Here is a 20,099-nt window from a genome sequence, read left to right on the forward strand (position 1 = left end):
CCCGCGTCGGACAACGCATCCTGGCCCTGACCGCCGCCATCTGGCACAACCGGGCCAACACCACAGCCCTGACCAGGTCACTCATCGCCTACGACCACTGACCAGCACTTCGGACTTACTCGTCTAGTCCGTCTCGCGGTAGGCGGCCGCCTCCTCCAGGTCGAGGCGGCGGAGCAGGGTCCGCATCATCTCGTCGTCGATGCGGCGAGCGTCGCGCAGCTGTACGAAGACCTCGCGCTCGGCGTCGATCATCTCGCGGGAGAGCCGCCGGTAGGTGTCGTCGGCGTTCTCGCCGGTGACCTCGTTGACGGCTCCGAGCCGCTCCCACACGGCGTTGCGGCGCCGTTCGAGGACGGTGCGCAGCCGGTCGGCGAGGGGCTTCGGCAGGGCGTTGCGCTCGTCTTCGAGCAGCTCGTCGAGGCGCTCCTCGGCGGCCCGTGAGGCCTCGCTCTGGGCCTGTGCCTCGGCCAGCGTCTCGGCGTACCCGTCCCGCCCGGGGAGCTTCAGGAGCCGGATGAGGGGCGGCAGGGTGAGGCCCTGCACCACCAGGGTGCCGATGACGGTGGTGAAGGTGAGGAACAGGACGAGGTTGCGGGCCGGGAACTCCACGCCGTCGGTGACGACGGGGATGGAGAACGCGATGGCGAGGGACACCACCCCGCGCATGCCGGCCCAGCCGACGACCAGGGGCGCCCTCCAGTCCACCTCCGGCTCCCGCTCCCGGACCCGGGCCGAGAGCCACCGGGGCAGGAAGGTCGCCGGGTAGACCCAGACGAACCGGACGACGACCACGGCCACGAACACCCCGACCGCGTACCAGGCCGCCTCGCCGATGCCGTACTGCCCGAGGCCCTGGACGACGTACGGCAGCTGGAGGCCGATCAGGGCGAAGACGGCGGACTCCAGCACGAAGGCGACCATCTTCCAGACGGCCTCCTCCTGGAGCCGGGTCGCGAAGTCGACCTGGTACGCCCGGTGGCCGAGGAAGAGGCCGACCACGACGACCGCGAGGACCCCGGAGGCGCCCACCTCCTCGGCCGCCGCGTAGGCGACGAAGGGGATGAGGAGCGACAGGGTGTTCTGGAGGAGGGCCTCGCCGAGCCGGCAGCGGAGCCAGTGGATCGGCACCATGAGGACCAGGCCGACGCTGATGCCGCCGATCGCCGCCAGGGCGAACTCCCCGAGCCCGCCCGCCCAGCTGATGCCCTCGCCGACGGCCGCCGCGAGGGCGACCTTGTACGCGGTGATCGCGGTGGCGTCGTTCACCAGGGACTCGCCCTGGAGGATCGTGGTGATCCGGTGCGGCAGGCCGAGCCGGCGGGCGATGGCGGTGGCCGCGACCGCGTCCGGCGGGGCGATCACCGCGCCGAGCACGAGCGCGGCGGTCAGCGGCAGGTCGGGCACGAGGACGTACGCGAGCCAGCCCACGGCCACGGTGGCGAAGAGGACGTAACCGACCGAGAGCAGGGCCACCGGCCGGATGTTGGCCCGCAGGTCGAGGTACGAGGAGTCCAGGGCGGCCGTGTAGAGCAGCGGGGGCAGGATCAGCGGCAGCACGATGTGCGGGTCGAGTGTGTAGTCCGGCATCCCCGGGACGTACGAGGCGACGAGGCCGACCGCGACCAGGAGCAGCGGGGCGGGCACGGGGCTCCTGCGGGCGAACCCCGCGATGGCGGTGCTCGCCGCCACCAGTGCCACCAGCTGCAGTGCGTCCATGCCCGACCCCGTCCCCTGCCTCGACGTAACCTGGCCATCATGAGCGAGTGCCCCCACGTTGCCGAAATGCCGCGCCCCGAGCCGGCGCCGCTGGCCGCCACCTGCCCCGAGTGCCTGGCGGACGGCACGCACCCGGTGCAGTTGCGGCTCTGCCTGAGCTGCGGCCACGTCGGCTGCTGCGACTCCTCGGCGGGCCGGCACGCGACGGGGCACTACTCCTCGACCGGCCACCCGGTGATGCGGACCTTCGAGCCGGGCGAGGCCTGGCGCTGGTGCTTCGTCGACGGGTCGATCGTCTGACGGCCCGTCCGGGTCGCGGGGCGCCGGGGCCGACACCGTCCGGTGCCGCGGCCCGCGGCCCGTCCGGGGACACGGTTCGGTCCGGACGCGGTTCGACCGCCTCGGGGGTGGGTACGTCCTCCCTCCGCCGGTCGCTCGTTTTCGGCCCCTGCGGACCTCTGCCCACCGTCCGCGCCCATGGGCCTACCATGGGTGACGGGCGCGATCGGGGGTCGGCGGGGCTCGCGGCGACACGGCGGGACGGATCGCGATAGCGTCACGGCGGACCGCGCAGCCCCCTGCGCACCGCCCGGTTCGGGGGCTTCTCCCCCCGGACCCCGAATGAGCTTGTGCCACCTTGGAGGTGAGGGTGTCCCAGATCGCAGGCGAGCCCGGGACCCAGGACTTCGTGGAAGTCCGGCTGCCCGCTGCGGGTGCCTATCTGTCCGTGCTGCGTACGGCCACGGCCGGCCTCGCGGCGCGCTTGGACTTCACCCTCGACGAGATCGAGGACTTGCGGATCGCGGTCGACGAGGCCTGCGCCATTCTGCTCCAGCAGGCCGTGCCGGGGTCCGTCCTCAGCTGTGTCTTCCGGCTGGTCGACGACTCCCTGGACGTGACGGTGTCCGCCCCCACCACGGACGGCCGGGCGCCCGAGCGGGACACCTTCGCCTGGACGGTGCTGTCGGCACTGGCCGGAAAGGTGGAGTCGTCGGTGGCCGATGACCGTACGGTCTCGATCAGCCTGTACAAACAGCGCGGCGCGGGGCCAGGCCCGGCGTGAGGAGCGGGGACGCGACGGCCGGCATCCCTGAGCAGCAGGCGCGGCCGCATGAGGTCGCTATGGAGCGGGCGGACCAGATGAGCGAGCACGAGCAGCACCACGAGGTTCCCGGGACCCCGGGCGTCCCGGAGGCCCCCGGGACGCCCGGGGCGCCCACCAGCGAGCAGGCCGGCGGTGCGGCCGACGTCGCGGAGAAGGCCGAGCAGGCCACCGACGCGGACGAGGCGGACGACCTCCCGGAGCCCCCGCCCGTCCCGGACCCGCACGACCGCAGCGGTGCCCGCGCCCTGTTCTTCGAGCTCCGCGAGCTGCCGGAGGGCTCCCCCGAGAAGGCGGAGCTCCGCAACCGCCTGGTGCGGATGCACCTGCCGCTGGTGGAGCACCTGGCCCGGCGCTTCCGCAACCGCGGCGAGCCGCTGGACGACCTGACGCAGGTGGCGACCATCGGCCTGATCAAGTCGGTCGACCGGTTCGACCCGGACCGCGGGGTCGAGTTCTCGACGTACGCGACGCCCACGGTCGTCGGCGAGATCAAGCGCCACTTCCGCGACAAGGGCTGGGCGGTCCGGGTGCCGCGCAGGCTCCAGGAGCTGCGGCTCTCGCTCACCACGGCGACCGCGGAGCTGTCCCAGCAGCACGGCCGCTCGCCGACGGTGCACGAGCTGGCCGAGCGGCTCGGGATCTCGGAGGAGGAGGTCCTGGAGGGGCTGGAGTCGGCCAACGCCTACTCGACGCTCTCCCTGGACGTGCCCGACACGGACGACGAGTCGCCGGCGGTGGCGGACACCCTGGGCGCGGAGGACGAGGCCCTCGAAGGGGTCGAGTACCGCGAGTCGCTCAAGCCGCTCCTGGAGGACCTGCCGCCCCGGGAGAAGCGGATCCTGCTGCTGCGCTTCTTCGGGAACATGACCCAGTCGCAGATCGCGCAGGAGGTCGGCATCTCGCAGATGCACGTGTCCCGGCTGCTGGCTCGGACCCTGGCGCAGCTGCGGGAGAAGCTCCTCGTGGAGGAGTAGGACCGAAGCGCCTACGCGGAGTCCTGGCCGGGGCGCCGGATGCCGAGCGCCTCGGTCGTGGCCGGGTTCACCAGGAGGACGAGCCCGGTGACCGCCAGGACGGCGAGGACGGCGCCGGCCGGGATCATCGCGCTGTCCGCCTGGAGCATCTGCCAGGCGACGGGCAGCGCCAGGATCTGGGTGATGACGGCCGGGCCGCGGCTCCAGGAGCGGCGCAGCCAGAGCCCGCGGGCCGCGGCGAGCGGGATCAGGCCGAGTGCGGCGAGCGTCACCGCGCCGGTCAGCGCCCCGGTGAGGTCGCCGGCCTTCTCGGTCAGGGCGTGCACCAGCATGTACACGCCCCCGGCGAGGAGCCCGAGGGCCTCGATGCCGGCCACGGCCGCCGCGGCGGCGAGACGGGTGGGGCGGGGGGTCTGCTCCGTACTGCTCATGGAAGGCAGGGTAGCCGGGGCGGTCGGGACGCCGGGCGGGCCGGGTGCGGCGCACCTCCGGACGAGCCCGGGCCGGGCCCGGACGCGGGGATGAGCCACGGTTCGGCAGGGCCCGGATGCGGTGGGCGGGGCACGGCTGGGCTGGGCCCGGTACCGCCGGGTAGGTACCCTGGCGGTCATGCGCGCACTTCTCGTGGTCAACCCGGCAGCCACCACTACCAGTGCCCGCACCCGTGACGTGCTCATCCACGCGCTGGCGAGCGAGATGAAGCTGGAGGCGGTCACCACCGAGTACCGCGGGCACGCGCGTGACCTGGGCAGGCAGGCCGCCGACGCGGGGAACATCGACCTGGTCGTGGCCCTCGGCGGCGACGGCACGGTGAACGAGGTGGTGAACGGGCTGCTGCACAGCGGGCCCGACCCCGACCGGCTGCCGGGTCTCGCGGTCGTCCCCGGCGGCTCGACGAACGTGTTCGCCCGCGCGCTCGGACTGCCGAACGACGCCGTGGAGGCGACCGGCGCCCTGCTCGACGCGCTGCGCGAGCGCCGGGCACGCACGGTGAGCCTCGGTCTGGCCTCGGGAACGCCGGGCACCGAGGACGAGGCGGTGCCGTCCCGCTGGTTCACCTTCTGTGCCGGGCTCGGTTTCGACGCGGGCGTCGTCGGCCGGGTCGAACAGCAGCGGGAGCGCGGGAAGAGATCCACCCATGCGCTCTATCTGCGTCAGGTGGCGCGCCAGTTCCTGGAGGAGCCGCACCGCAGGCACGGCACGATCACCCTGGAGCGGCCCGGCGCGGAGCCGGTCGAGGACCTGGTCCTCTCCATAATCTGCAACACCTCCCCCTGGACCTACCTGGGCAATCGTCCGGTGTACGCGTCCCCGGAGGCCTCCTTCGAGACCGCGCTCGACGTGCTCGGGCTGAGCCGTCTGTCCACTCCGGCGGTGGCCCGGTACGCCACTCAGCTGCTCACCTCGACCCCGGAACGGGGTCCGCGGGGCAAGCATGCCGTGACTCTGCACGACCTGACCGACTTCACCTTGCATTCGAAGGTCCCCCTCCCCCTGCAGATGGACGGAGACCACCTGGGACTGCGTACGAGCGTGACGTTCACAGGCGTACGCCGTGCACTGCGTGTGATTGTGTGAGCGGAAGGGCCCAAAGTCCTTTCACTCGAACGTTTAGGCGCGCATCCACCCCTTAGAAGTACGGCTGTGACCTAGCCGACACCGAGGAATCAAAAAAAACTTTCCGGAAGGGGTTGTATCCGTTGCCGGGGTTTGGGAGTCTCTTCTTGGCGATCGGGACGGCCCGCAAGACCGGCCTCCACTGAGAGCCAGAACCCCTCCTCAGCAACAGGACCACACCAGTTCACCTGGCAGTCGGCCCTTCCCTTGCGGGGGGATTCGTGAAAGCGTTCACATTCACAAGCAACTGGCACGTAACACTGAGAGAGGTAGCAGCCATGGACTGGCGTCACAACGCCGTTTGTCGTGAGGAAGACCCCGAGCTGTTCTTCCCCATCGGCAACACCGGTCCTGCGCTGCTGCAGATCGAGGAAGCCAAGGCCGTCTGCCGCCGCTGCCCCGTCATGGAGCAGTGCCTGCAGTGGGCGCTCGAGTCCGGCCAGGACTCCGGCGTCTGGGGTGGCCTCAGCGAGGACGAGCGCCGCGCGATGAAGCGCCGTGCCGCTCGCAACCGGGCGCGTAACGCCAGCGCCTGACGCCCACCGACAGCCTGAGGCAGGCGGCGCATACATCGCGTATGCAATCACCGCCCTTGAGCCGCAGCGCGCAGCAGTAACCCACAGCATTCGAGCCCCGGACCGATTTCCTTCGGTCCGGGGCTCGCTGCTGTTCGCAGGCGCGTACGGCTACTTCTGCGGCTGCACGGGAATGTCGAGGACCACCTTCGTGCCGCGCTCGGCACCCGGGAGCATGTCGAAGGAACCGCCCAACTCCCCTTCCACCAGGGTCCGTACGATCTGGAGGCCGAGGTTGCCGGCCCGCTGCGGGTCGAAGCCCTCGGGCAGTCCGCAGCCGTCGTCCTGGACCGTGATGAGGAGCCGGGCGTCGGCCCTGGGCTCGCCGCGTACGGCGGACACCTCGACGGTGCCCTGCTCACCCTGCGCGAAGGCGTGCTCCAGCGCGTTCTGCAGGACTTCGGTGAGGACCATCGAGAGCGGGGTCGCGACCTCGGCGTCGAGGATGCCGAAGCGACCGGTGCGCCGGCAGGTGACCTTGCCCGGGGAGATCTCGGCGACCATCGCGATCACCCGGTCGGCGATCTCGTCGAACTCCACCCGCTCGTCCAGGTTCTGGGACAGCGTCTCATGGACGATGGCGATCGAACCGACGCGCCGCACGGCCTCGTTGAGGGCCTCGCGGCCGCCGTCCGAGTCCATCCGGCGGGACTGGAGGCGCAGCAGGGCGGCCACCGTCTGGAGGTTGTTCTTCACCCGGTGGTGGATCTCCCGGATGGTGGCGTCCTTGGTGATCAACTCGCGCTCGCGGCGGCGCAGTTCCGTGACGTCGCGGAGCAGGACGAGCGAACCGATGCGGGTGCCCTTGGGCTTGAGGGGGATGGCCCGCAGCTGGATCACGCCGCCGTTGCCCTCGACCTCGAACTCGCGCGGCGCGTAGCCGGAGGCCAGGGTGACCAGGGCCTCGTCCACCGGACCCCGGGAGGGGGCGAGTTCGGCGGTGATCTGGCCGAGGTGCTGGCCGACGAGGTCGGCGGCGAGGCCGAGCCGGTGGTACGCGGAGAGGGCGTTGGGCGAGGCGTACTGGACGATGCCGTCCGCGTCGAGGCGGACGAGGCCGTCGCCGGCGCGGGGCGAGGAGTCCATGTCGACCTGCTCGCCCGGGAAGGGGAAGGTCCCGGCCGCGATCATCTGGGCGAGGTCGGAGGCCGACTGGAGGTAGGTGAGCTCCAGTCGGGAGGGGGTGCGGACGGTCAGCAGGTTGGTGTTGCGGGCGATGACGCCGAGGACCCTGCCCTCGCGGCGTACGGGGATGGACTCGACCCGCACCGGGACCTCCTCCCGCCACTCGGGGTCGCCCTCGCGGACGATCCGGCCCTCGTCGAGCGCGGCGTCGAGCAGCGGGCGGCGGCCGCGCGGGACCAGGTGGCCGACCATGTCGTCCTGGTAGGAGGTGGGGCCGGTGTTCGGCCGCATCTGCGCGACGGAGACGTACCGCGTGCCGTCGAGGGTCGGAACCCAGAGGACGAGGTCGGCGAAGGACAGGTCGGAGAGCAGCTGCCACTCCGACACCAGCAGGTGGAGCCACTCGAGGTCGGAGTCGCTCAGGGCGGTGTGCTGGCGGACGAGGTCGTTCATGGAGGGCACGGTGCGAGCGTACCCGCGGAATTCAAGGGCGGTGAACCTGGATCTCCGGGGCTTCGTATTGGAGGATGGCCCCGTAAGCACCGCGTTCCCATGGATGGACAGACAAGAATGGTCTAGTCCACAATGAACGCAACCGAGCCTCCATCCTCCCCGCACAGGAGGATGGAACGAGGTACCCGACGCTCTCTGCCCTGACTGCGTCGAGACCTCCCACAACGGCCGAGGGACCGCACACCCCCGGCCGAGCAACTCCGGGCTGCGGTGCCGGACGGGCTGAGGGTCCCGTCAGGCGCCGCGGCCCGCGGGTGTTTCCGGGGCCGTTTCCGCCCCCGCTCCCCCGCGGCGCGTGCCACTCCCGCGCCGACCGGGCCCGCGTCGCCGCCCCCGCCACCGCCGTGACCTCCCGCGCCGTCGCGAGCTCCCCCGCCGTGGCCGCGAGCTCCTCCGCCCTCGCCGCGAGCCCCTCCGCCCTCGCCGCGAGCTCTTCCGCCAGGTGGGGCGGGAGGGTTCCGAGTGGCTGGGGGGTCGGGTGCGGCCGACGATGGAGGCGGTGGGCGTCCGTGGGGCGGAACGGCATGAGGAGAAGGCCCCTCCTCTGCTAGATTTGGACTTTGATTGGTCTATACCACACGGCTCCTCACCAGCGCCCCTCACCAGATCGGCAGGCACAGCGTGGAAGTTGTCATCGTCAAGGACGCCAAGGCGGGCGGCGAGCTCATCGCGGACGGCATCGCCGACCTCCTGCGCCGCAAGCCCGACGCGCTGCTCGGCGTGGCCACGGGTTCGACTCCGATCCCGATCTACGACGCCCTTGTCGCCCAGGTCGCGGCCGGCTCCGTGGACCCCTCGCGGGCCCGGATCGCCCAGCTGGACGAGTACGTCGGCCTGCCGGCCGGGCACCCGGAGTCGTACCGCTCCACCGTGCTCCGCCAGGTCGTCGAGCCGCTCGGCCTCTCCCAGGAGGCCTTCATGGGCCCCGACGGCTCCGCCGAGGACGTCCAGGCGGCCTGCGAGGCCTACGACAAGGCGCTGGCCGAGGCCGGCGGGGTGGACCTGCAGATCCTCGGGATCGGCACCGACGGGCACATCGGCTTCAACGAGCCGTGCTCCTCGCTCGCCTCCCGCACCCGGATCAAGACGCTCACCGAGCAGACCCGGGTGGACAACGCGCGCTTCTTCGACGACGACATCGAGCAGGTGCCGCACCACGTCATCACCCAGGGCATCGGCACCATCCTGGAGGCCCGCCACCTGGTGCTGCTCGCCACCGGCGAGGGCAAGGCCGAGGCCGTCGCGCAGACCGTCGAGGGCCCGGTGTCGGCGCTGGTGCCGGCCTCCGCCCTCCAGCTGCACCCGCACGCCACGGTCGTCGTCGACGAGGCCGCCGCGTCCAAGCTGAAGCTCGCGGAGTACTTCCGCCAGACGTTCGCCGCCAAGCCCGACTGGCAGGGCATCTGAACCACCCGGCTCCCCGGTCCACGCGAAAGGGGCCCGGCACCTGGTCAGGTGCCGGGCCCCCGTCACGTCAGGGCGTCGAGCCGGCGGTCAGGCGCCGGTCCCCACGACGGCCTCCGCGGCAGCGCGGCCGCAGACCCGGGCCGCACCGTGCGTGGCGATGTGCAGGGTCCCGCGGGGCTCCGCCTCGTTGAGGCCCATCTCGACCACGACGGTGTCGGGCCGGGCCGCGAGGAGGCCCTCCAGGGCCGCGGTCATCCACGGGTACCGGTGGACGTCGCGGACGACCGCCACGATCCGCCGCTCCCCCGCGGCGGCGAGGACCGCGTCCACGGTCGAGGACTCGTCGTACGAGCCGGTCCGCGTGCCGGGCAGCAGCCGCTCCAGCTCCGCCGCGATGCCCCAGGGCGTCTCGTCGCCGACCGCGAAGTTCGCGACGGGCGTGAAGGAGGCCACGAAGGGAGCGCTGGTCATCGGCGTGTGAGGCCGCTCCCCCCGGGTCACCTTGAGGGCCCGGCGGGCCGCGACGAGTCCGATGTCGGTGCCGGGCGCGGTCCCCTCCTGCACTGCCGCGCCCGACACCGTCTCAGCCCCGCCCCTCGCCCGGTGCGCCTGGGTCCAGGCCGCCAGGGCGCGCACGCGCGCCGCGGCGTCGGCCAGCCGCTCCTCGGGCAGTTCACCGGTCCGTACCGCACCGACCAGCGCGTCGCGCAGCCGCAGCACGGTGTCCTCGTCGCACAGCCCGCCGCCGACGCAGATGGCGTCGGCGCCCGCGGCGATGGCGAGGACGGATCCACGCTCGATGCCGTACGTCGCGGCGACGGCCTGCATCTCCATGCCGTCGGTGACGATCAGCCCCTCGAAGCCCAGCTCCTGGCGCAGCAGACCGGTGAGGATCTGCGGGCTCAGGGTGGCCGGACGGTTCGGGTCGAGCGCGGACAGCAGGATATGCGCGCTCATGACCGCTTTGGTACCCGCGGCGATGGCGGCGCGGAAAGGTACCAGCTCACGGGTGTGCAGTGTGGCGAGGTCCACATCGATCCGGGGCAGGGCGTCGTGGGAATCCACGTTCGTGTCGCCGTGTCCGGGGAAGTGCTTCGTGCAGGCCGCGACCCCGACGCCCTGGAGGCCGTCGACGTACGCCACGGTGTGCCGGGCGACCAGGTCCGGGTCGGGCCCGAAGGACCGGACGCCGATGACGGGGTTCTCGACGTTGGAGTTGACGTCCGCCGAGGGCGCCCAGTTCAGGTCGACGCCGCACTGGGCGAGCCGGCGGCCCAGCTCGCGGGCGACGGCCCGGGTGAGCTCGACGTCGTCGACGCTGCCCAGGGCGTAGTTGCCGGGGAAGGACGAGCCTTCCTTGACCTCCAGGCGGGTGACGTCCCCGCCCTCCTCGTCGATGGCGACGAGGACGTCGTCCCGCTCGGCCCTCAGCTGCGCCGTGAGCGCCGCGAGCTGCCCGGGGCTGACGATGTTCCGGCCGAAGAGGCCGACCGACGACAGGCCCTCGCCGATGCGGCGGAGCAGCCAGTCGGGTGCGGTGGTGCCGACGAAGCCGGGCTGGAGGACCGTGAGCGCGTCACGCGTCAGGGTGTCCGAGCCGTGTACGAGTGTGGTCATGGGGCTCGGTTATCCCTTCACCGCGCCGGCGGTCAGGCCGGCGGCCATCTTGCGCTGGACGAGCAGGAAGAGGATCACGATGGGGACGGCCATCATGGTGGAGCCCGCCATCATCGGGGCGTACTCGGTGCCGTTCTTGGTGATGAAGTTGCTGAGCCAGACGGTGGCCGTCTGGTTCTGCTGGCTCATCAGCATCAGGGCGTAGAGGTACTCGTTCCACGCCTGGATGAAGCCGTAGACCGAGGTGGCCACCATGCCCGGCGCGAGCAGCGGGAAGACGACCCGGATGAAGGCGCCGGTGCGGGTGCAGCCGTCGACCATGGCCGCCTCCTCCAGTTCCTTCGGGATGTTGACGATGAAGCCGCGCAGCGTCCACACCGTGAAGGGGAGGATGAAGGTCAGGTACGTGATGATCAGGCCGGTGAGCCGGTCGTACTGGCCGAGGTCGTTGAGGAGCAGGAAGACCGGGATGATCATGGCGACCAGCGGGACCATCTGGACCGCGAGGATGCCGACGATCACGATCTTGCGGCCGCGGAAGGCGAAGCGGGAGATCGCGAGGGCGGCGAGCAGGCCGACCGCGATGCCGATGACGACCACGACGAGCGAGACGACGAGGCTGCGGAGGACCGGGCCCCAGAAGTCGGCGATCTCCAGGGCGCGCTTGAAGTTCTCCAGCGTGAAGGTCGACGGGAAGAAGTGCGGGTCCGGGTCGATCGCGTCCTTGGCCGGCTTGAAGGCCGTGTTGATCATCCAGTAGACCGGGAATCCGGCCGTGAGGACGACGAGCAGGCCGAGGAGGTTCCAGCCGAGCTTGGACTTGCGGCGGTGGGTGACGGCCGGCGCCGGCGACTTGGCCGGGGCTGCCGTGGCGTTGGCGGCGCTCACTCCACATCTCCGATCTTGAGCATCTGGCGCATGTAGACGGCGACGACGCCGAGCAGCAGGAGGACCGTGACGAGCGCGATCGCGGAGCCGGTGCCGTAGTCGTTGACGACGAACGCCCGGTCGAAGGAGTACGTGGTGAGCAGCTGGAACTCGGGTTCCGGGTGGCCGTTGCGCATCACGTAGACCTGCGGGAAGACACCCATGTCCCAGATCACCGACAGCGTGGTCAGCATGACGATGATGGGCTTGAGGATGGGCAGGGTGACGAAGCGGAAGACGCCCCAGGCGCCGGCTCCGTCGAGACGGGCGGCCTCTTCGAGTTCCTTGGGGACCTGCGTGAGGCCGGCGCTCAGGGTGATCACCACGAAGGGGACGGCGCCCCAGACGACGAGCAGCATGATCACGGCGAGGCCCTGCGGGCCGCTGGCGAACCAGTTGTGGCCGATCATGTCGACGCCGGGTATGCGGCTGAGCAGCCAGTTCAGCACGCCGTAGTCGGCGTCGAAGAGCCACTTGAAGATGGCGGTGGCGACGATGATGGGCATGCCCCAGCTCGCCACGAGCACGATGTTGATCAGCGCCTTGACCCAGCCCGAGACGCGCTGCAGCAGCAGGGCGATCATCATGCCGAGGACCATGGTGACGATCACGGCGCCGGCCGCGAAGATCACGGTGCGCAGGACGACGGCCCAGAACTCGCCGTCACCGAGGATCTTGGTGAAGTTGTCGAAGCCGGCCGACTCCGCTTCCTGGAAGCCCCACAGCTGGGGCTGGCCGAACTTCTGGAACGAGAGGGCGACCAGGCGGACCAGCGGATAGCCCAGTACCAGGAGCAGGACGAGGAGGCATGGCGCGAGCAGCAGCCATGGGACGCCCGCCCCGCCGTTCGACTTCTTGCCGGGCTTCCCCGGGCCACCGGCTGTGAAGCCGGAGGGTGGCGATTGCCGCACCGGCGGCACCTTCGCGGTGGTTGTGTCTGCGGCACTCATCCCGTGCTCCTCAGCGATCCCTCTCCTGGTACGGGCGGCAGGGCCCCGTCATGTGACGGGGCCCTGCCCGTAGGTCACTTGGTGTTGATGACCTTGTCGATCGCGGTGTCGGCGGCCTTGGCGGCCTCCTCGACGGACTTGCCCTTGGCGATGTCGATGAGCATCGTCTTGAGGATCTGGGCCTTCTCGACCTGGCCCCAGCCCGGCGCGGTCGGGACGAAGTAGCTCGACTCGGCGGCGGTGGCCGCGACGGCGGTGGCCGGGTCGCTCTTCAGCGGGGCGAGGTCCGTCTTGTTGTTCGGCAGGTTGCCCTTGGCGATGAGGCCCTTCTGGCCCTCGGCGCCGGTGAAGGCGGCGATCCACTCGCCGGCGACGCCCTGCGCCTTGGACTTGACCGGGATGGCCAGGTCGGAGCCGCCGAGGAAGACCGGGAGGGGCTTGCCGGACGGGCCGGGCATCACGAAGTTCTCGAGCTTGTCCTTCAGCCCGCCGACCTTGTCGGACTTCGGGTCGGCGGCGGTGGCGCCCTCCCAGCCGGCGGCGAAGATCGTCGCGGACTTGCCCTGGCCGAAGACGACGGGACGGTCGGACTCGTCCTTCGTCTTGTCGCCGTGCATGTACTTGTCGAGGATGTTCTTGTACTCGGTGAGGCCCTTGACGGACTCGGGCGAGGAGAGGTTCGCCTTCCAGGTCTCGCCGTCCTGCTTGGCGATGGAGCCGCCCGCGTCGAAGACGAAGGACATCGCGGCGTACCAGTCGGGCGACGGCTGGTACCAGGCGCTGAACTTGTCGCCCTTCTTGGCCTGGATGGCGTCGAGGGCGGCGGTCAGCTCGGCCCAGGTCTTCGGGGCGGCCTTGACGCCCGCCTCGGTGGCGACGTCCTTGCGCCAGGTGCCGACGCGGCCACCGGCGTAGTAGGGGACACCGTAGGTCTTGCCGTTGTAGGTGACCGAGTCCTTGAGGGCGTCGAGCCACTTGTCGGAGTTCGCGAACTTCGACGCGTCGACCTCGGCGAAGGCACCCTTGGCCATGTAGCTGATCATCTCGGTGTTGCCCATTTCGACAACATCCGGGGCCTTGTCCGTGGCGAGCACCGCGTCGAGCTTGGTGTTCTTGTCCGGCCAGCCGTAGTACTCGTGCTTGATCTTGATGCCCGGGTGCTTCTTGGTGACCGCGTCGTCGGCGGCCTTGACCAGCTCGGGCCAGTTGTTCTGGGCGTCGACCGTCAGCCAGACGGTGAGCTCCTTGGCGTCGCCGCCGGCGTTGTCTCCGGACTTGTCGGAGCCACCACACGCCGCGATCGAAACCATCATGCCCGCGACGCCGATCGCCGCGATGAGCTTGCGCTTCACGCCACCCTCCTCAGGGATGCCTGCAACCCCTGCCCACCGCGCGAAGACATACGTCGGGTAGTGCTCGTGGGGCTGGGACCTGGTCTTTAATGGTTTAGACCAGTACCCGGAGCTTGGCCTAGACCTTTTGGGGTGTCAAGAGTGTGTAAGACGGGTAGTGGCGTCCGTTATCGGACCGACACCTCACCCCCGGCGCGGCACGCGGAACACCCGGCGCGGCATGCGGGAGGCGGGTGGAGGACCCTGGAAAGAGACGCGCACCTCTCGGCCTGAATGGCCTAGACCAACGAGGGACTCCTCGGTGTATAAGAGGCAGGGAACGACTCCTCCTCGCCGAACCGGCACATATCGGCAGGAGAAACGGTGAGGGCACACGAAGCGTGCCACCATGTGAGCCGCGACAGACGGAGGAGCCGGTGACGGCAGCAGCACAGGAGTCGGGAAGGCAGGCCATGGCCACGGACGCGGGCGGCACAGAGACAGAGGGCGGGGCAGTCACCCGCACCGCGCGCGTGCCCAAGTACTACCGGCTGAAGCGTCACCTGCTCGACATGACGGAGACCCTCCCGCCCGGCACGCCGGTGCCGCCGGAGCGCACCCTGGCCGCCGAGTTCGACACCTCGCGGACCACCGTGCGCCAGGCCCTTCAGGAGCTGGTCGTCGAGGGACGCCTGGAGCGCATCCAGGGCAAGGGCACCTTCGTCGCCAAGCCCAAGGTCTCCCAGGCCCTGCAACTCACCTCGTACACCGAGGACATGCGGGCCCAGGGCCTGGAGCCGACCTCGCAGCTCCTCGACATCGGGTACGTGACCGCGGACGACACCCTCGCCGGCCTGCTCGACATCTCCACCGGCGGCCGCGTCCTGCGCATCGAGCGGCTGCGGCTGGCGAGCGGCGAGCCGATGGCCATCGAGACCACGCACCTGTCGGCGAAGCGCTTCCCCGCGCTGCGCCGGTCCCTGGTGAAGTACACCTCCCTCTACACCGCGCTCGCCGAGGTGTACGACGTGCACCTCGCCGAGGCGGAGGAGACCATCGAGACCTCCCTCGCCACCCCGCGCGAGGCCGGGCTGCTCGGCACGGACGTCGGCCTGCCGATGCTGATGCTGTCCCGCCACTCCCTCGACGGCCAGGGCGAGCCGGTGGAGTGGGTGCGCTCGGTGTACCGCGGCGACCGGTACAAGTTCGTCGCCCGCCTCCAGCGCCCCAACGGCTGAGTCCGGGCCCTGGCAGCTTCCGCCCGGCCGGAACGTGACACCTCCGCCGCGCCGCAGGTCAGCCCGCCGCCCCGGCCCACCGGGGCGGCGGCACCAAACGACCGGGCGGAGGATGCCGGCCGCTCCTCGATGACAGCGCGGGCTCGACGGCGACAGCCTTGAGCTCCGCACACGAGGAGAGAACCATGGAGTACACCACCCTCGGGGGCCCGTCCGGCCCGCGAGTGAGCACCCTCTGCCTGGGCACCCTGCCGTTCGGCACCCGGATCGACGAGGCCGCGGCCTTCGCCGTCCTCGACCGCTTCCACGAGGCCGGCGGGACGTTCATCGACACCGCGAACACCTATGCCTTCTGGGAGCCGGGCGCGACCGGCGCCGAGAGCGAACTCGTCATCGGCCGGTGGCTGGCCAGCCGGGGCGTACGGGACGAGATGGTGCTCGCCACCAAGGTCGGCGCGCTGCCGGACCCGCCGGGATCGGCCTGGCCGGAGTGCGCGGAGGGGCTCTCCGCGCCGGTGCTCCGCCGCCAGGTGGAGGAGAGCCTGCGGAACCTGGGCACGGACCGGATCGACCTGTACTACGCGCACATCGACGACCGGACGACGCCGGTCGCGGAGACCATGGGCGCGTTCGGCGAGCTGGTGGCGGCGGGGAAGATCGGCCGGGCGGGCTGCTCCAACTTCGCGGCCTGGCGGATCGAGGAGTCGCGGGGCGCGGCAGTGGCGGCCGGGGTGCCGGCCTACGCGGCCGTGCAGCAGCGGTTCACGTATCTGCGGCCGCGCCCGGGGGCGGAGTTCGGGGTGAACCCGCACGCGTCGGAGGAGCTGCTCGACTATCTGGGGACCCGGCCCGAGCTGGGCTTCGTGGCGTACACGACACAGCTGACCGGTGCGTACACCGATCCGCGCAAGGAGATACCCGAGCAGTACCGGCACGAGGGGTCGGGGCGGCGGCTCGCGGTGCTGGCCGAGGTGGCGAAGGAGCTGGGCCTGACCGCGAACCAGGTGGTGCTGGCCTGGGCCATGGGTGGCGGACTCCCGGTGCTGCCGGTGGTCGGGGCGAGTTCGGTGGGCCAGCTGGACGAGTCGCTGGACGCGGTGGGCGTACGGCTCGACGACGCGTTCAGGCGGCGGCTCGACGAGGTCGACTGACCGACACGGCACCGGCATTGGTCTAGACCTGGCCGCCCCTCCCCCTCTACGATCGCTCGCGGCACGGCCAGCGACGAGGGGGAGGCGCCGGATGCTGGAGGCGCTCGGCATACAGGAGCCGGCGGAGGCCGTCTACCGGCTGCTCCTGGAGCGGCCCGGGTGCGGCGCGAAGGAACTCGCGGACGGTCTCGGCCGCCCCGAACCCGAGGTGCGCGAGGCGCTCGACCGACTCGCGGAGCTCAAGCTCGTCCGCGTCGACGACACCTCCGGCACGGCCGAACCCCTCACCCCGGACGTCGGATTCTCGTTCCTGCTCTCTCGCGCCGAGGCCGAACTGGGCCGCAGCAGAAGGCGGTTCGAGCAGGCGGGCCGCGCGGTCGCCGGCATCCTCGCCTCGTACGGCGCGCAGCCCGCGGCCGGTGTCCGGCACGACCTGGTGGACCGCATCACCGGCCTCGACACCGTCCGCGAGCGCCTGGAGGACCTGGCCGCCAACGCCCGCACCGAATGCCTCTCCCTGCTCGCCGGCGGGGCCCAGCCCCCCGACACGATGGACGCGAGCCGGCCCCTCGACCAACTCGCCCTGGAACGAGGGGTGCGGATCCGGTCGATCTACCAGGAGAGCTTCCGCAACGACCCGCCGACCGTCGAGTACGTGCGCTGGTACCGCGACCTCGGCGGCGAGGCCAGGACCGTCCCCGTCGTCCCGCTGCTCATGGTGATCGTCGACCGCGAGGCGGCGCTCGTCCCGGTCGACCCGCGGGACGGGCGCGCCGGAGCCCTCGAAGTGCGCAGCCCCGGCCTGATCCACGCGCTCGTGGTGCTCTTCGAACGGCTGTGGGAGTCGGCCACCCCGTTCGGCGAGGCCCCGCGCCGCGACGCGCACGATCTCTCGCCGCAGGAGCGGGAGTTGCTGCTGCTCCTCGGCATCGGCTGCACCGACGACGTCGCGGCCCGGCGGCTCGGGATCTCGCTGCGGACCGTACGCCGGATGAGTTCGGACCTGATGAACCGCCTGGGCGCGCGCAGCCGTTTCGAAGCGGGCGTCCGGGCGGCCAAGGAAGGCTGGCTGTGAGGACGGCCTTCGGTGCGGGGTTCCGAAGAATCAATTCCGTTATGCGGACAGGGGTTCCCTGCGGCGAAACCGTCCCCTAGATTTCCCCACCATTACCGAGGTGGTCAGCGAGGGGACGAATCGCCATGTCAGAAGCGACACAAGGGAAACAACCGACCATCACCCCCCTGAGGGTGGTGATCGCGCTCTGCCTGTTCGCCCCGTTCGTGGCGATGCTCTGGGTGAGTTCGTACGCGAAGGTCGAACCGCTCTTCGCCGGCATCCCGTTCTTCTACTGGTACCAGATGCTCTGGGTCCTGGTCTCCACCGTGCTCACCATGGTCGCGTACCAGCTGTGGCAGCGGGACCAGCGTGCCCGCAAGGGAGGTGACGCGCGATGAAGGACGGCGTGAACGGCGTGGCGCTCGGCGTCTTCGTCTTCTTCTTCGTGGCCGTCACGGTCATGGGCTTCCTGGCCGCGCGCTGGCGCAAGGCCGAGAACGAGCACAGCCTCGACGAATGGGGCCTGGGCGGCCGGTCGTTCGGCACCTGGGTGACCTGGTTCCTGCTCGGCGGCGACCTCTACACCGCGTACACCTTCGTCGCCGTCCCGGCGGCCATCTACGCGGCGGGCGCGGCCGGCTTCTTCGCCGTGCCGTACACGATCCTGGTGTACCCGCTGATCTTCACCTTCCTGCCGCGCCTGTGGTCGGTCTCGCACAAGCACGGGTACGTGACCACCTCCGACTTCGTCCGGGGCCGCTTCGGCTCCAAGGGCCTGTCGCTCGCGGTCGCGGTCACCGGCATCCTCGCCACCATGCCGTACATCGCGCTCCAGCTCGTCGGCATCCAGGCCGTCCTGGACGTGATGGGCGTCGGCGGCGGCGAGACCACCCACTGGTTCGTCAAGGACCTGCCGCTGCTGCTCGCGTTCGGCGTCCTGGCGGCGTACACGTACTCCTCCGGCCTGCGCGCCCCGGCGCTCATCGCCTTCGTCAAGGACACCCTGATCTACATCGTGATCGCGGTGGCCATCATCTACATCCCGATCAAGCTGGGCGGCTTCGACGAGATCTTCGCCAAGGCCGGCGAGGCCTACGCGCAGACCAACCCGGCGACCGGCAAGCCGCGCGGAGCGCTCGTCCCCGGCGAGGCCGGCCAGTGGACGTACGCGACGCTGGCGCTCGGCTCGGCGCTCGCGCTCTTCATGTACCCGCACTCGATCACGGCGACGCTGTCGTCCAGGAGCCGCGAGGTCATCCGCCGCAACACCACGATCCTGCCGCTGTACTCCCTGATGCTGGGCCTGCTCGCGCTGCTCGGCTTCATGGCCATCGCCGCCGGGATCAAGGTCAAGAACGGCCAGCTCGCCATCCCGCAGCTCTTCGAGACCATGTTCCCGGACTGGTTCGCGGGTGTGGCCTTCGCCGCGATCGGCATCGGCGCGCTCGTCCCGGCCGCGATCATGTCGATCGCCGCGGCCAACCTGTTCACCAGGAACATCTACAAGGACTTCATCAAACCGGACGCGACCCCGGCGCAGGAGACCAAGGTCTCCAAGCTGGTCTCGCTCCTGGTGAAGGTCGGCGCGCTGGTCTTCGTCCTCACCATGGACAAGACGGTCGCGATCAACTTCCAGCTGCTCGGCGGCATCTGGATCCTGCAGACCTTCCCGGCCCTCGTCGGCGGCCTGTTCACCCGCTGGTTCCACCGCTGGGCGCTGCTCGCCGGCTGGGCCGTCGGCATGGTCTACGGCACGTTCGCCGCGTACGGCGTCGCCAGCCCGACCCAGAAGCACTTCGGCGGCTCCTCCGCCGAGATCCCCGGCATCGGCGAGATCGGCTACATCGGCCTCACCGCCTTCGTCCTCAACGTCGTCGTCACGGTCGTCCTGACCTTCGTCCTCAAGGCCCTCAAGGCCCCCGAGGGCATCGACGAGACCTCGCCCGAGGACTACACGGCGGACGCCGGTGACGCCGGTGTCCGCGAACTCCCGAAGGTCGGCGCCCCGGTGCACTGACCCGCGGACGCACGCGTGACGGGGGCCCGGGAGACATCCCGGGCCCCCTTCCCGTGCGGCGGAGGCAGACTGGGCCCATGGACTTCACGATCAGGGCGGTACGGCCCGAGGACCACGAAGAGCTCGGCGAGCTCACCGGACTGACCTATCTGAACGACGGGCTGCTGCTGCACGGAGAGGACGACTTCTATCTGGACGTGCTCCGCGACACGGCCCGGCGGGCTCGCGAGAGCGAGGTCCTCGTCGCCGTCGACGCGGAGGACGGGATCATCGGCGGGGTGACCTTCGCCCCCGGCGGCACCGCCTGGGCGGACATCGCCGTCGAAGGCGAGGCCGAGTTCCGGATGCTCGTGGTCGCGCCGGCGGCCCGCGGCAGGGGCGTCGGAGAAGCGCTCGTACGCGCCTGCGCGGACCGGGCGCGGGCCCTCCCCGGGTGTGCGCGGCTGGTGCTCTCCACGGACGCGAAGATGGTCGCGGCGCACCGGATCTACGACCGGCTCGGCTTCGTGCGGACCCCCGAGCGGGACTGGCAGCCGATCCCCGAACACACGCTGCTGACGTACGCGCTGGAGCTGTAGCCCCGCAACCGACACAACATGTGGGGGGTGCCGTCAGCGGCGCCCCCCACATGTATGCTCATCCTCGCTGTCGACGCAGGGGAATCCGGCGCGAATCCGGAACTGTCCCGCAACGGTGTGCTACGTGCGGTTTCGTACGGAGTGAGTCCGATGACCTGCCCACAGCGCACCCGGTCCTTCCGTTCCGGGTGCCACTGACTT

19 protein-coding genes, 1 pseudogene and 1 riboswitch are annotated in these 20,099 nt (G+C 70.8%); of the genes and pseudogenes, 13 read left to right on the forward strand and 7 right to left on the reverse strand.

Features of this window, described 5'->3' with window-relative positions; all coding sequences use genetic code 11:
- Positions 1-101 (forward strand): annotated as a pseudogene (locus MRBLMG1_RS37480) (IS982 family transposase); the annotation flags it as partial.
- A gap of 22 nt (positions 102-123) precedes the next feature.
- Here MRBLMG1_RS37480 and MRBLMG1_RS30715 read toward each other — a convergent pair.
- Complete coding sequence (locus MRBLMG1_RS30715) at positions 124-1,716, reverse strand: Na+/H+ antiporter (RefSeq protein ID WP_367827428.1); 1,593 nt, start codon at positions 1,714-1,716, stop codon at positions 124-126.
- A 39-nt stretch (positions 1,717-1,755) separates the two neighbouring features.
- Between MRBLMG1_RS30715 and MRBLMG1_RS30720 the strand changes: the two genes are divergently transcribed.
- The 3 genes from MRBLMG1_RS30720 (at position 1,756) to MRBLMG1_RS30730 (ending at position 3,795) form a co-directional block, all read left to right on the forward strand.
- Positions 1,756-2,016, forward strand: a complete 261-nt coding sequence (locus MRBLMG1_RS30720; RefSeq protein WP_367827429.1) for a UBP-type zinc finger domain-containing protein — start codon at positions 1,756-1,758, stop codon at positions 2,014-2,016.
- 349 nt (positions 2,017-2,365) lie between these two features.
- Entirely contained in the window at positions 2,366-2,779 is a 414-nt protein-coding gene (locus tag MRBLMG1_RS30725; protein ID WP_019889334.1) for an anti-sigma regulatory factor, read from the forward strand.
- The gene (locus MRBLMG1_RS30730) at positions 2,776-3,795 is read left to right on the forward strand and encodes an RNA polymerase sigma factor SigF (RefSeq protein ID WP_367827430.1); all 1,020 of its coding nucleotides are present in this window, start codon (positions 2,776-2,778) and stop codon (positions 3,793-3,795) included. The genes MRBLMG1_RS30725 and MRBLMG1_RS30730 overlap by 4 nt, the downstream gene beginning before the upstream one ends.
- An 11-nt stretch (positions 3,796-3,806) precedes the next feature.
- Here MRBLMG1_RS30730 and MRBLMG1_RS30735 read toward each other — a convergent pair whose 3' ends face one another.
- Complete coding sequence (locus tag MRBLMG1_RS30735) at positions 3,807-4,226, reverse strand: hypothetical protein (protein WP_367827431.1); 420 nt, start codon at positions 4,224-4,226, stop codon at positions 3,807-3,809.
- 178 nt (positions 4,227-4,404) lie between these two features.
- Between MRBLMG1_RS30735 and MRBLMG1_RS30740 the strand changes: the two genes are divergently transcribed.
- Entirely contained in the window at positions 4,405-5,373 is a 969-nt protein-coding gene (locus tag MRBLMG1_RS30740; protein ID WP_367827432.1) for a diacylglycerol/lipid kinase family protein, read from the forward strand.
- Between the two features lie 317 nt (positions 5,374-5,690).
- Entirely contained in the window at positions 5,691-5,948 is a 258-nt protein-coding gene (locus tag MRBLMG1_RS30745) for a WhiB family transcriptional regulator (RefSeq protein WP_003953983.1), read from the forward strand.
- A gap of 150 nt (positions 5,949-6,098) precedes the next feature.
- Here the strand turns inward: MRBLMG1_RS30745 and MRBLMG1_RS30750 are convergent, their stop codons facing one another.
- The gene (locus tag MRBLMG1_RS30750) at positions 6,099-7,565 is read right to left on the reverse strand and encodes a sensor histidine kinase (RefSeq protein ID WP_367827447.1); all 1,467 of its coding nucleotides are present in this window, start codon (positions 7,563-7,565) and stop codon (positions 6,099-6,101) included.
- A gap of 681 nt (positions 7,566-8,246) precedes the next feature.
- On the opposite strand from MRBLMG1_RS30750, the gene nagB reads away from it, so the two are divergent.
- On the forward strand, positions 8,247-9,032 hold the full coding sequence (gene nagB / locus MRBLMG1_RS30755) for a glucosamine-6-phosphate deaminase (protein ID WP_367827433.1): 786 nt from the start codon (positions 8,247-8,249) through the stop codon (positions 9,030-9,032).
- An 87-nt stretch (positions 9,033-9,119) separates the two neighbouring features.
- Here the strand turns inward: nagB and MRBLMG1_RS30760 are convergent, their stop codons facing one another.
- From MRBLMG1_RS30760 to MRBLMG1_RS30775, 4 genes are all read right to left on the reverse strand, one after another.
- A complete protein-coding gene (locus MRBLMG1_RS30760) occupies positions 9,120-10,649 on the reverse strand; it encodes a glycoside hydrolase family 3 protein (RefSeq protein WP_367827434.1) in 1,530 nt (509 codons plus the stop codon).
- A gap of 9 nt (positions 10,650-10,658) precedes the next feature.
- Positions 10,659-11,537, reverse strand: coding sequence for a carbohydrate ABC transporter permease (locus MRBLMG1_RS30765; RefSeq protein ID WP_414721684.1), 879 nt, complete (start codon positions 11,535-11,537; stop codon positions 10,659-10,661).
- Positions 11,534-12,526, reverse strand: a complete 993-nt coding sequence (locus MRBLMG1_RS30770; protein ID WP_367827435.1) for a carbohydrate ABC transporter permease — start codon at positions 12,524-12,526, stop codon at positions 11,534-11,536. Before MRBLMG1_RS30770 ends, MRBLMG1_RS30765 begins: the two co-directional genes overlap by 4 nt.
- Before the next feature lie 74 nt (positions 12,527-12,600).
- Positions 12,601-13,878 (reverse strand): extracellular solute-binding protein, encoded by a 1,278-nt coding sequence (locus MRBLMG1_RS30775; protein WP_367827436.1) that lies wholly within the window; start codon positions 13,876-13,878, stop codon positions 12,601-12,603.
- 452 nt (positions 13,879-14,330) lie between these two features.
- Here MRBLMG1_RS30775 and MRBLMG1_RS30780 point away from each other — a divergent pair, with 452 nt between their 5' ends.
- From MRBLMG1_RS30780 to MRBLMG1_RS30805, 6 genes are all read left to right on the forward strand, one after another.
- Entirely contained in the window at positions 14,331-15,095 is a 765-nt protein-coding gene (locus tag MRBLMG1_RS30780) for a GntR family transcriptional regulator (protein ID WP_033201233.1), read from the forward strand.
- A gap of 185 nt (positions 15,096-15,280) precedes the next feature.
- Positions 15,281-16,246: an aldo/keto reductase gene (locus tag MRBLMG1_RS30785; RefSeq protein WP_367827437.1), complete on the forward strand. Its 966-nt coding sequence runs from the start codon at positions 15,281-15,283 to the stop codon at positions 16,244-16,246.
- Between the two features lie 91 nt (positions 16,247-16,337).
- Positions 16,338-17,321, forward strand: coding sequence for a LuxR C-terminal-related transcriptional regulator (locus MRBLMG1_RS30790; protein ID WP_367827438.1), 984 nt, complete (start codon positions 16,338-16,340; stop codon positions 17,319-17,321).
- Positions 17,322-17,446: 125 nt separating this feature from the next.
- Positions 17,447-17,701: a DUF3311 domain-containing protein gene (locus MRBLMG1_RS30795; protein WP_367827439.1), complete on the forward strand. Its 255-nt coding sequence runs from the start codon at positions 17,447-17,449 to the stop codon at positions 17,699-17,701.
- Positions 17,698-19,320 (forward strand): monocarboxylate uptake permease MctP, encoded by a 1,623-nt coding sequence (mctP, locus tag MRBLMG1_RS30800; protein WP_367827440.1) that lies wholly within the window; start codon positions 17,698-17,700, stop codon positions 19,318-19,320. The genes MRBLMG1_RS30795 and mctP overlap by 4 nt, the downstream gene beginning before the upstream one ends.
- Before the next feature lie 77 nt (positions 19,321-19,397).
- The gene (locus MRBLMG1_RS30805; protein ID WP_367827441.1) at positions 19,398-19,898 is read left to right on the forward strand and encodes a GNAT family N-acetyltransferase; all 501 of its coding nucleotides are present in this window, start codon (positions 19,398-19,400) and stop codon (positions 19,896-19,898) included.
- A 12-nt stretch (positions 19,899-19,910) separates the two neighbouring features.
- Positions 19,911-20,075, forward strand: a riboswitch (cobalamin riboswitch).
- The last annotated feature ends 24 nt before the right edge of the window (positions 20,076-20,099 follow it).

Source organism: Streptomyces sp. LMG1-1-1.1 (genome assembly GCF_040815545.1).
Classification (GTDB): Bacteria; Actinomycetota; Actinomycetes; order Streptomycetales; family Streptomycetaceae; genus Streptomyces.

Coding starts and splice junctions, on each gene's coding strand:
- MRBLMG1_RS30740 (WP_367827432.1), top strand. CDS start 4,405: ATGCGCGCACTTCTCGTGGTCAACCCGGCAGCCACCACTACCAGTGCC.
- MRBLMG1_RS30805 (WP_367827441.1), top strand. CDS start 19,398: ATGGACTTCACGATCAGGGCGGTACGGCCCGAGGACCACGAAGAGCTC.
- MRBLMG1_RS30745 (WP_003953983.1), top strand. CDS start 5,691: ATGGACTGGCGTCACAACGCCGTTTGTCGTGAGGAAGACCCCGAGCTG.
- MRBLMG1_RS30790 (WP_367827438.1), top strand. CDS start 16,338: ATGCTGGAGGCGCTCGGCATACAGGAGCCGGCGGAGGCCGTCTACCGG.
- MRBLMG1_RS30750 (WP_367827447.1), bottom strand. CDS start 7,565: ATGAACGACCTCGTCCGCCAGCACACCGCCCTGAGCGACTCCGACCTC.
- MRBLMG1_RS30770 (WP_367827435.1), bottom strand. CDS start 12,526: ATGAGTGCCGCAGACACAACCACCGCGAAGGTGCCGCCGGTGCGGCAA.
- MRBLMG1_RS30720 (WP_367827429.1), top strand. CDS start 1,756: ATGAGCGAGTGCCCCCACGTTGCCGAAATGCCGCGCCCCGAGCCGGCG.
- mctP (WP_367827440.1), top strand. CDS start 17,698: ATGAAGGACGGCGTGAACGGCGTGGCGCTCGGCGTCTTCGTCTTCTTC.
- MRBLMG1_RS30785 (WP_367827437.1), top strand. CDS start 15,281: ATGGAGTACACCACCCTCGGGGGCCCGTCCGGCCCGCGAGTGAGCACC.
- MRBLMG1_RS30760 (WP_367827434.1), bottom strand. CDS start 10,649: ATGACCACACTCGTACACGGCTCGGACACCCTGACGCGTGACGCGCTC.
- MRBLMG1_RS30735 (WP_367827431.1), bottom strand. CDS start 4,226: ATGAGCAGTACGGAGCAGACCCCCCGCCCCACCCGTCTCGCCGCCGCG.
- MRBLMG1_RS30795 (WP_367827439.1), top strand. CDS start 17,447: ATGTCAGAAGCGACACAAGGGAAACAACCGACCATCACCCCCCTGAGG.
- MRBLMG1_RS30715 (WP_367827428.1), bottom strand. CDS start 1,716: ATGGACGCACTGCAGCTGGTGGCACTGGTGGCGGCGAGCACCGCCATC.
- MRBLMG1_RS30780 (WP_033201233.1), top strand. CDS start 14,331: ATGGCCACGGACGCGGGCGGCACAGAGACAGAGGGCGGGGCAGTCACC.